Below are 9,440 nucleotides of genomic sequence, written 5' to 3' on the forward strand. Positions count from 1 at the left end.
GGCCCAGGTGCTGGCGCTGCGGGCCCTGGCCTCGGGCGCGGGCCAAAGCCTGCGCCAGGCCGAGCGCCGCATCAAGACCTGGACGGGGCAGTCGATGCGGGCATTGCAAGGCCGGGGCCGGGTGGAAGCCGCTTTCTTCCAGGCGCGCGAGGCCATGGATGGCGGGGCGGTGCAGTGGGCCGACCTGGCCGCCGACGCAGGCTATGCCGACCAATCGCACTTCTGCCGCGAAGCCCGCCGCGTCACCGGCCTCAGCCCGGACCTGCTGAAACGCCGCATGCAGCAGGACGAAAGTTTCTGGATTTACCGCATCTGGCGCTGACGGGCCCACCCGGTCATTGCATACAGGCGTGTGCGCTCCTAAAATGAAGAGCCCACCCTAGGAGTTCGACATGGATGTCTCTTCAGTCTATCGGCAGCCCGTACCAGCCAACGTGGCACCCAAACGCAGCGACGAAGCCCAGCAGACGCAAAACCGGGCGGCCCGGCAAGACGACACCGACCTGAAAAAAGCCACCCAAGTCACAGAAACCAAACCGCCCAAACCCGTGGTGAATAGCCAGGGACAAACCACCGGGCGCATCATCAACACCACTGCCTGAGTCTGCGCTGCAGGGTCCGCCATGGTCAGCCCCAACACCAGCCTTACCGCCAGCAGCAGTGCCACGTCGTCGCTTTCGGCTACGGTGGATAAAACGCGGGTCATCCAGGCCCGGCGCGATGCCGAGCAAGCCCAAAACACCGCCGACAACCTGCGCCGCCAAGCCGATAATGCCGACCGCACCGCCAAGGTGAGCCAGGACAACGCCCGCGGTCTGGCCGAGCGCAGCAACCAACTGATTGCCAACTACGTGCAAACCCAGCGCGAGTCCAGCAACGAGCCCCGGGTGCTGAGTTCGGGCCTGGTGTCCCGGATGTATGCCGATCCACCGTCTGCTTCGCTGCTGCTGCCTCCCGTGGTCAACGCCCAAGGGCAAGCCACCGGCCAGTTAGTCAACCTCAGCGCGTAGACGCAAGCTGAAAGCAGTCTGATTCCAGCCTGCTAACATCTCACCGGGCCTGCCCCCATCGGCAGGCCACGTCGCTCGGACGGTTCCGGGCGCTTACGTGAGATTTTTAATACATGGCTGCATCTTCCGCAGGCAAGCGCCGTTTTGCGCGCATTGACCGCCTTCCCCCCTACGTCTTCAACATCACGGCCGAACTCAAGCTGGCCGCGCGCCGCCGTGGCGAGGACATCATCGACATGAGCATGGGCAACCCCGATGGCGCTACACCCGCGCACATCGTGGCCAAGCTCACCGAGGTCGCGCAGCGGCCCGACACCCACGGTTATTCGGCCAGCAAGGGCATTCCCCGCCTGCGCCGCGCCATCAGCAAGTGGTACCAAGACCGGTATGCGGTGGACATTGACCCCGACAGCGAAGCCATCGTCACCATCGGCTCCAAAGAGGGCCTGGCCCACCTGATGCTGGCCACGCTGGACCGGGGCGACACCGTGCTGGTGCCAGACCCGAGCTACCCCATCCACATCTACGGCGCGGTGATTGCCGGAGCCGACATCCGCAGCGTGCCGCTGACCGAAGGCGTGGACTTCTTCGCCGAGCTGGAAAAAGCCATCCGCGGCAGCTACCCCAAGCCCAAGATGATGGTGCTGGGCTTCCCCAGCAACCCCACTGCGCAGTGCGTGGAGCTGCCGTTTTTCGAAAAAGTGATTGCCCTGGCCAAAAAGCACGACATTTTTGTGGTGCACGACCTGGCCTATGCCGACATCACCTTCGACGGCTGGAAGGCCCCCAGCATCATGCAGGTGCCGGGCGCGAAAGACATTGCGGTGGAGTTTTTCACCCTGTCCAAGAGCTACAACATGGCGGGTTGGCGCATTGGCTTCATGGTGGGCAACCCCGACCTGGTGGCGGCCCTGGCGCGCATCAAGAGCTACCATGACTACGGCACCTTCACCCCGCTGCAGGTAGCGGCCATCGCCGCGCTAGAGGGCGACCAAAGCTGCGTGGCCGAGATCGCCGCCACCTACCAAAGCCGCCGCGATGTGCTTTATAAAGGGCTGATGGAGGCCGGTTGGCAGGTGGATTGCCCCAAGGCCAGCATGTACATCTGGGCGCGTATTCCAGAGCATTACCAGGCGCTGGGCTCGCTGGAGTTTGCGACGCAACTGCTGGCTAAGGCCAAGGTGTCGGTGTCGCCCGGCATCGGCTTTGGCGACCACGGCGATGGCCATGTGCGCTTTGCCCTGATCGAAAACGAGGCCCGTATCCGCCAGGCAGTGCGCGGCATCAAGGCGATGTTCAGGGCCGATGGGGTGGCTGGCAACTAAACGGGTTACAGGGTGTTGCATCTTGACCATAATCGGATGCAGCCCTATTCTGGCCTCGCATATTTACATGGGACATTTACCGCATGAAAACTGATCCAAGGATGGAGGCGCGCAGTCGCCTGCAGGCGTTGTTGGCGCGAGAAACGGGCGCGGTGGTGTCGTCCGCCGTCGAGGCCGAGCTGGCGGACATTGTGGATGCGGCCCTGGGCGGCCCCGAATTCAGCCCCCTGCCCGCGGTCAGTCGCGAGGTGACCATTCTGGTGGCCGATTTGCGTGGTTTTATTGCGCTTACCGCCAGCCAGCCTGCGGGCACCATCGTGACCATGCTCAACCTGTGCCTGGAGCGCATGAGCGAGGTCATCTACCGCTACCAGGGCGTGATCGACAAGTTCACCGGCGACTCGATGACCGTGCTGTTTGGCGCGCCCGTGGAGCAGCCCGACGATGTGATGCGCGCCATGGCCTGCGCGGTGGAGATGCAACTGGCCATGCGCCTGCTCAACGACCAGTACCAGCGTGGCCGCATGCCCGAGCTGTTCATGGGCATCGGCCTGAACACCGGCACGGTGATCGCAGGGCGGTTTGGCTCGGAAGCCTTTTCGCAGTACACGGTGATCGGCAACCAGGTCAGCCTGGCCTCGCGCATCGAGTCCTTCAGCCTGCGCGGCCAGGTGCTGATCAGCGAAACCACCTACCAGCGCTGCCACGGCACGGTATCGGCTACCGAGCCGGTGGAGGTGTTTGTGGCGGGCAAGCTGGTGCCGGTGAAGGTGCGAGAGCTGATCGCCATTCCCAGCCTGCACCTGAAGGTGCCACGCCAGGAGTTCCGCCGCAGCCACCGGGCCGAGGTGCGCATCCCATGCAGCCTGCAGATTCTGGAAGGCACCACCGTGCTGCCCAACGCCATCAAGGCGCACATCCTCGACATCGGCTACCACGGTGTGCTGCTGGAGCTGGACCTGCCGATCGAGGTGGGTTTCGACGTGAAGCTGAACTTCGATATGACGCTGGTCGAATACCCGGTCACCGACATCTATGCCCGCGTGATGAAGACCAAGCACGAAGACGGCCATTTGCTGGCCGGGCTGGAGTTCACCGCCCTGGGTACCGAAACCAACACCAAACTCCAAATGTTCGTGCAAATGCTGGTCGGCGCGAACTAGCATTTTGATAGCTGCCAGCGCAGGTGCAACCTGCGCTGGGGGTCGATTTAATGCTTAATTTGGCTACATCGCCCAGATACGCGGGCGGGTGGCCGATAGGTTCCATAAGTGCGCCCGCCACACCGCCCACACCTGTTTCACCAGGTCCATCGCGGGCTCGACCAGCGGGGCCAGCACCCGTACTACCACGACCTGGCCGTCCGGGCTGGTGGCTCCGGCGGTGTGGTGCAGGCTGTGGCCGTCGATCACCTGGCGGGCGACATCCAGCGCCGCAGAGCGCCGGTGGTTGTCCAGCTTGCTGCCGGCCAAAAAGAAGATCGAGGCCATGCACTTGTGACCCGCCAAGCCCAGCGGGCTGTCCAGCAAGCGGGTATCCAAGGCATCCACACGGCCACGCTCCAGCCATACGCCGGGCAGCTCCAGGTGTTGGACAAACTGGCCCAGGGCAAACGGCTGGTTCGCCTGGGGCAGGCCAAAGGCCGTGACATCCCAGCCGATCAACTCCGCGCCGGGCTCCAGCTGGAAGCGCACGCGGTTTTCGGCATGGCACTGGTGGTAGCAAATGGCCTCGGTGGGCAGCCATTCCAGCCGCCCGCCGGTAGCGACTTGGATTTGGGTGTTTTGCAGCGCCTGCTCGCCCGCTGAACGGTAAAACCGCGTGGCACCGGGCGTGGTGATGAGGCCGTGGGCACCGGGCTCCACCTGCACCGTGATGTCCAGTGTGTCGCCGCCGACCAGCCCGCCGGGCGGGTGTACCAGCACGTTGTGGCAGATGGCATCGCCCTCGGGATACAGGCTTTGCAGAATGCGCAGGGGGCCTGTGTGTTGGTGGCGGGCCACGCTGCGGGCGGCTTCGAGGCGGTAGTTCAGATCAAGTTGGGCGTGCCAGGACATCGTCAAAAAAAGGTCAAAAAATCACGGTGGGTCGGAGGGAAACAGTGCTTCCGGCAAAAAAGCATGGCGCGGCACAGGTGGTTCGGCGGGCTGCCAGCCGGGCAGGGCGCGCGCCTTGTTGCCGCCCCCGGTGTGCAGCATCAGTGCACCTGCGGGCCGTTTGAGGTCGCCGAGTACCGAGCGGCTGTGGGTCGGGGCAAAGCGGGTGCGCAGGTCTTGCACGCGGGCCCGCAGGGCGGCACCGTCGTCCATGCTGTCGCCGTAGCGCTGCAGCACCAGAAAAGCGGTGTCGATGAGCCGGGCGTTCAGCGTGGTTTGGCCGTGGGTCAGCAGGTTATCTACCGCCCCCCGCGGGTCGCCGTGCAGGCTGAGCGACATCGCTTTTTCGGTGATCTCGGTGATGTGGGTGTTGCAGGCGCGGATGCGTTCGGCATGCGCCGGGTGGGCGGCAGCCGACGTGATCAGCAGCTCGCTCAGGGGCCGGGTGGTGCAAAAGCGCATACCCAGCGTGTCGACCACGGCCTCGATCTTGTCAATAAACACCCGCTGCTGCGCCAGCGCACAGGCCAGGGCCAGCAGGTTGGCGGCGGCTTCAAAGTCACATTCGGGCGCGGCCAGCGCCTCGGCCTGGGTCTTGACTACCTCGACCGCTGCCGCAAACTGCTGCTCTTGCAGCAGCACCAGCGCGGCGATGGTGGCCGCCTGGCGTTCCGTGCGCACGGTGTCGGTGCTGCGGGCGGCGACCTTTTTGTAGTCTTCCTGGCAGCGCAGCAAGGCTTTTTTGTCACCGGCCTCCAGCCGCAAAAATGCCAGCAGCACCAGGGCCTGGGAGTCCAGCATTTTGGAGTCCAAGCCGATGCGCACGGTGCGCTCCAGCAGCTGTTCGGCCTGTTTGCGGTCACCCACGTAGGCCATCAACAGGCCAAAATTTTGCGCCCGGGTGATGGAATGGGGCGAGAGCTGGGCAGCGTTTTGGTAGGCCTCTAGCGCCAGCGGGTACCTGCCCAGCTCAAACTGGGCCCGGCCCAGCATGTCATAGGCATCGGCGTAGGTGGGGTTGTCGACCAGCAGCTTCTCTAGTGCGCTGGCGGCTTTGGCGGTTTGGCCGCTTTCCAGCAAGGTGCGGGCAATGCCCAACTGGGCCCACAGCAGAGGGTTGGCGGCCACCACGGCCTTGAACAGGGTCTGGGCCCGGTCAAACTGGCCGGTGTTGAGCAGCAGGTCGGCCGCCATGCGTGCGGCCATCAGCCAGTAAGGGCCTTTGGCCGCAAAGCGCTGCAGGCACAGGCGGGTAGCCTGGTCCAGGTTGCCGCTGTCAATGGCTTCAAAAATTTCGCGCATCGACAGCTTGCGGGCGCGGGCCTGGTACAGCCGTTCGCCCAGGCTGTTGGCGCTGTGCGGTTTGATCAGATAACCGTCTAGTGCCGAGTCGGCGGCATCGGCCACTTTGGCATAGGTAGCCTTGGCCGTGACCATGATGAAGACGGTAGAAAAAGGCAGCAACTGGTTGCGCCGCAGGTCATCCACCAGGTCTTGCCCGGAGTAGCCCCGGTTTTCAAACGCGTCTTCGCATAGCACCACGTCAAAGCGCTCCTGCTCCAGCAATTTGCGGGCGTTGGTGGTGTTGATGCACTGCACCACCTTGCCCAGCCCAAACTCCCGCAGCTGGGTGACCAGGATGGAGCGGGAGGTGGCATGGCTGTCGATGACCAGCGCTTGGCTGGTGGAGAGGTCGTCGGGGCGGGATTCCACGGAAGTATTTTGAAGGGCCAGGGTCGTGCTGTGCTTCAGGCCTGCGCGTTCAGCAGGGTTCCCAGCATCGCGTCGTTGGTTTTGAACACGCTCAGGTTGGCCAGAAACGCGTTTTTGGCCTGCAACTGGGCGACCACATCGCCTTCCAGCCCCGCGCTGGGCTGGCTGGACCGCGCTACCTGGGCGCTGACCCCGCCACCCGACTGGGTGGTCTGCTCCACCTGCAGAGGGCGAAACCCTTCGGTTTGGCTATTGGCCACATTGTGGGCCGAGGCCTGCAGCCGGGTTTGTGCCGCCTGTAGACCAGAGAACGCAATCGAGGCAGTGGAGGACGTAATGTTCATGGGATGCCGATCAGGGTCCGCAGCAGTCCAGCAGGTAGGTGCCCGCAAACCACACCAGCCCGCCACAAAACAGCACGGCGATCACGCACACGCTCAGCAGGCGGCCAAAGCGGGGCTTGATTTCTTGGTACGCAGGAGGGGGATTCTCGTCGGCCATGGCGTTATTTTTCAGGGGTTGCAAAACACTTTTAGTATGCACCTGAACTGGCTTAATTCCACCGCAGGCACAACCAGCCGCACAACGCTGCACCCACCAGCCACAGCAGCCAGGTTTGCGGCACCGCGTAAGGGTAGAGCATCAGCGCCACGCCGGTCCAGGTGAGAACGCCACGCTTGCTGTTGCGCCCCCGCCGGTAGGCCGCGTAGCCGATGAGGCTGAACAGCACCATGCCCGCCAGGTATGCCGGGCTGGGCAGCTCTAGGCCGAGGGCCGACAGGCTTTGTAATTCGTTCATAGCGAGAATTATCAGACCTCTGGCGACCGGCGTTGGGCCGGTCATCGGGTTGGGGCAGCTTGCCTGCGTCGTTTACCCAAGCAGGAGGCTTAGGCCGCTTCTGTCTGGCCCACTGGCGGCTTGCCGGGCCGCCCCGGAATCATGCCCAGCATGTGGTCTGAAATACCGCCGTCCACCAGCAGGTTCTGGCCCGTGACGTACGACGCTGCCGCGCTACTGAGATAGGCCACCGCCGCACCGATGTCCTCGGCCTGGCCAATGCGGCCCAGGGGCACCAGCGCCTGGCGTTGCTGTAACGTGGCTTCGTCCTGGTAGACGGCTTCGGTCAGCGGCGTGCGGACCATGCCGGGGCAGACCGTATTCACGCGGATGCCGTCCGCCGCCCATTCCTGTGCCAACTGGCGGCACAGCATGACCAGGGCGGCTTTGGCGGCTGAGTATGCGCCGTAGCCGGGGTGTGGTGTCAGCCCCGACATGGACGCGATGGCCGTGATGCTGCCGCGCGTGCGCGCCAGTGCCGGGTACGCCGCCTGGGCCAGCAACCAGGCCGAACGGGTGTTGAGGTTGAAGGTGCGGTCCCACTGCGCCACAGGCAGGTCGGCCAGGCGGCCTGGGCCGGACGCACCGGCATTGCAGACCAGTGCCGTTAGGTCGCCGCCCTGGGCCTGGGCCTGCGCGACCAGGGCCGCGCAGTGCGCTGCATCGGTGATGTCGCCGCTTACCCCATGGGCACTGGCACCTGCGGCGCGCAGATCGTGCAGCAGTGCATCCAGTCGCTCACCCGGCTGGGAGGCAGCGGCGCTGATGTGGATAGCCAAACCGTCCCTGAGCGCCTGGGCGATCAGTGCGAAGCAGATGCCCCGGCCGATACCGCCGGTAGCACCGGTGACCAGGGCGTGTACCGCGGTGGAATGCACCATCTCCGCCATCACATCTTGCACAGTGGCGATGGTGCGGGGGTCAGCGACGGGTCAAAGCGTTGCTCGATCACCGCGCGCAGCACGCCATCGGCCACCTTGGCGCGGCCCACAAAGTTGGGCAGCACCAGTTGGTTGTCTTGCGCACGCATGGTTACATCGCCGTAGATGGTGTCCAACTGGGCACCACGCAGGGCCTTGCTGACATCGGCGGGCTTGACGCTGCCAGACTTCTTGACGCCTTCAAAAATCACCTGCGTACCGTTGTAGGCACTGCCTTCGTTGTCCGATGGCAGGCGGTTGAACTTGGCTTTCCAGGCGGTTACAAAAGCCTTGTTACGTGGCGTGTCGATGTCCACGGCGTAGGGAATGGTGCCGATGGTGTCTTTGAGTGCGTCGCCCGAGCCCTCAATCATGAAGTTCAGGATCAGTGAGTGGCCGATCAGCTTCTTCGCCGGAATCAGGCCAAACTCCTGCGCCTGTTTGGCAAACGCAATCGCATCGCGGCCGGTTTCCGCCACCCAAATGGCTTCTACATTGGCGGCTTTGAGCTGGGCGATATAAGGTGAAAAATCTTTGGTGCCCAGCGGTACGTACAGGCTCAGCGGCACGGTCTTGCCTTGGGCTTCCACGGCTTTCTTGAACGACTCGCCCGAGTCGCGGCCCCAGACGTAGTCCGCTGCCAGTACGGCAAAGGATTTTTCCTTGAAGCTTTTGGCCCACTGGCCGATCATCGCCATGTCCATCGCGTCAGAGTGGTTGGTGCGGAAGCTGCGCGGCTTGCAGGTGTCGCCCGTCAGCTTGTCGGACTTGCTGGCCACGGCAAAGTAGGCTGCATCCCAGCGGTCCAGGTTCTGCGCCAGGGCCAGCGAGATGGACGATGGTATAGGGCCGATCAGCAGGTTGTAGCCGTCACGCGCCAGCTTTTCGGCGACACGGCGGCCCGCGTCGGGCGTGCCTTCATCGTCTGCCGTTTGTACTTCCACCTTGCGGCCATCCACGCCGCCTTTGGCGTTGGCCTCGTCGATGGCGAACTGTACGGCGCGCATCACTTCTTCGCCTTGCTGGGCAAATACGCCCGACTTGGACGACACCAGCCCGATCTTGACCGGCTCTTTGGCTTGCGCCAGCGCTGCCAGGGGTAGGGCAGCGGTGAGTGCCAGTGCGGTGAGTACGTGTTTTGTTGTGAACATGCTTGTGTCTCCTGAATCAAATTGCCGGAAACGGCCCGGCGGCCGATAAAAAAAGGATGTGGGCGGTTCACACCATGACGTGCGCTTCGAGCGCGTGCAGACAGGCTTTGCTGTTTTCCACCGGTCCCTCGGCCACCACCGCGCCCTTGGCCATGGCGCAGTAGCGGGCCGCCACACGCACCACCAGGCTCATGTTTTGCTCGATCAGCAGCAAGGCCGTGCCCTGGTCGGCCACGCGGTTGAAGATGTCCGCCAGTTGGTCCACGATCACCGGTGCCAGGCCTTCGGTAGGCTCGTCCAGCAGGATCAGCGCCGGGTTGGCCATCAGCGCCCGGCCCACGGCCAGCATTTGCTGCTGGCCGCCCGACAAGGCGGTACCCGGGGTGT

Annotated in this window: 13 protein-coding genes; 5 read left to right on the forward strand and 8 right to left on the reverse strand. The window is 64.0% G+C overall.

Going from position 1 to position 9,440, the window contains the following annotated elements; genetic code table 11:
* The 5 genes from ABI213_RS09990 to ABI213_RS10010 form a co-directional block, all read left to right on the forward strand.
* On the forward strand, positions 1–322 hold a 322-nt coding region (locus ABI213_RS09990), incomplete at its 5' end, for an AraC family transcriptional regulator (protein WP_348026918.1).
* A 70-nt stretch (positions 323–392) separates the two neighbouring features.
* A complete protein-coding gene (locus tag ABI213_RS09995; protein WP_348005653.1) occupies positions 393–602 on the forward strand; it encodes a hypothetical protein in 210 nt (69 codons plus the stop codon).
* A 21-nt stretch (positions 603–623) separates the two neighbouring features.
* Complete coding sequence (locus tag ABI213_RS10000; protein WP_348005654.1) at positions 624–1,010, forward strand: hypothetical protein; 387 nt, start codon at positions 624–626, stop codon at positions 1,008–1,010.
* Positions 1,011–1,123: 113 nt separating this feature from the next.
* Complete coding sequence (alaC, locus tag ABI213_RS10005; RefSeq protein WP_348005655.1) at positions 1,124–2,335, forward strand: alanine transaminase; 1,212 nt, start codon at positions 1,124–1,126, stop codon at positions 2,333–2,335.
* Between the two features lie 83 nt (positions 2,336–2,418).
* A complete protein-coding gene (locus tag ABI213_RS10010) occupies positions 2,419–3,498 on the forward strand; it encodes an adenylate/guanylate cyclase domain-containing protein (protein ID WP_348005656.1) in 1,080 nt (359 codons plus the stop codon).
* 63 nt (positions 3,499–3,561) lie between these two features.
* Here ABI213_RS10010 and ABI213_RS10015 read toward each other — a convergent pair whose 3' ends face one another.
* From ABI213_RS10015 to ABI213_RS10050, 8 genes are all read right to left on the reverse strand, one after another.
* The gene (locus tag ABI213_RS10015; RefSeq protein ID WP_348005657.1) at positions 3,562–4,392 is read right to left on the reverse strand and encodes an urease accessory protein UreD; all 831 of its coding nucleotides are present in this window, start codon (positions 4,390–4,392) and stop codon (positions 3,562–3,564) included.
* 21 nt (positions 4,393–4,413) lie between these two features.
* Positions 4,414–6,144, reverse strand: a complete 1,731-nt coding sequence (locus ABI213_RS10020) for a response regulator (RefSeq protein WP_348005658.1) — start codon at positions 6,142–6,144, stop codon at positions 4,414–4,416.
* Between the two features lie 35 nt (positions 6,145–6,179).
* Entirely contained in the window at positions 6,180–6,488 is a 309-nt protein-coding gene (locus ABI213_RS10025; RefSeq protein ID WP_348005659.1) for a flagellar basal body protein, read from the reverse strand.
* A 10-nt stretch (positions 6,489–6,498) separates the two neighbouring features.
* Positions 6,499–6,645 (reverse strand): hypothetical protein, encoded by a 147-nt coding sequence (locus tag ABI213_RS10030; RefSeq protein ID WP_348005660.1) that lies wholly within the window; start codon positions 6,643–6,645, stop codon positions 6,499–6,501.
* 52 nt (positions 6,646–6,697) lie between these two features.
* On the reverse strand, positions 6,698–6,943 hold the full coding sequence (locus ABI213_RS10035) for a hypothetical protein (RefSeq protein ID WP_348005661.1): 246 nt from the start codon (positions 6,941–6,943) through the stop codon (positions 6,698–6,700).
* A gap of 89 nt (positions 6,944–7,032) precedes the next feature.
* Positions 7,033–7,884 carry an SDR family NAD(P)-dependent oxidoreductase gene (locus ABI213_RS10040; RefSeq protein ID WP_348005662.1) on the reverse strand — a complete coding sequence of 284 codons (852 nt, stop codon included), beginning with the start codon at positions 7,882–7,884 and terminating at the stop codon, positions 7,033–7,035.
* Positions 7,872–9,053 (reverse strand): ABC transporter substrate-binding protein, encoded by a 1,182-nt coding sequence (locus tag ABI213_RS10045; protein WP_348005663.1) that lies wholly within the window; start codon positions 9,051–9,053, stop codon positions 7,872–7,874. The genes ABI213_RS10040 and ABI213_RS10045 overlap by 13 nt, the downstream gene beginning before the upstream one ends.
* Positions 9,054–9,120: 67 nt before the next feature.
* Positions 9,121–9,440 (reverse strand): ATP-binding cassette domain-containing protein (locus ABI213_RS10050; protein ID WP_348026919.1); only part of this gene is annotated, 320 nt, incomplete at its 5' end.

Source organism: Rhodoferax sp., from assembly GCF_039922535.1.
In the GTDB taxonomy this organism is placed as follows: Bacteria; Pseudomonadota; Gammaproteobacteria; order Burkholderiales; family Burkholderiaceae_C; genus Rhodoferax_B.

What these genes read in the sequence shown, in the direction of transcription:
- ABI213_RS10025 (WP_348005659.1), bottom strand. Translation starts at nt 6,488, where the DNA reads ATGAACATTACGTCCTCCACTGCCTCGATTGCGTTCTCTGGTCTACAG.
- ABI213_RS10015 (WP_348005657.1), bottom strand. Translation starts at nt 4,392, where the DNA reads ATGTCCTGGCACGCCCAACTTGATCTGAACTACCGCCTCGAAGCCGCC.
- ABI213_RS09995 (WP_348005653.1), top strand. Translation starts at nt 393, where the DNA reads ATGGATGTCTCTTCAGTCTATCGGCAGCCCGTACCAGCCAACGTGGCA.
- ABI213_RS10045 (WP_348005663.1), bottom strand. Translation starts at nt 9,053, where the DNA reads ATGTTCACAACAAAACACGTACTCACCGCACTGGCACTCACCGCTGCC.
- ABI213_RS10000 (WP_348005654.1), top strand. Translation starts at nt 624, where the DNA reads ATGGTCAGCCCCAACACCAGCCTTACCGCCAGCAGCAGTGCCACGTCG.
- ABI213_RS10030 (WP_348005660.1), bottom strand. Translation starts at nt 6,645, where the DNA reads ATGGCCGACGAGAATCCCCCTCCTGCGTACCAAGAAATCAAGCCCCGC.
- ABI213_RS10010 (WP_348005656.1), top strand. Translation starts at nt 2,419, where the DNA reads ATGAAAACTGATCCAAGGATGGAGGCGCGCAGTCGCCTGCAGGCGTTG.
- ABI213_RS10035 (WP_348005661.1), bottom strand. Translation starts at nt 6,943, where the DNA reads ATGAACGAATTACAAAGCCTGTCGGCCCTCGGCCTAGAGCTGCCCAGC.
- alaC (WP_348005655.1), top strand. Translation starts at nt 1,124, where the DNA reads ATGGCTGCATCTTCCGCAGGCAAGCGCCGTTTTGCGCGCATTGACCGC.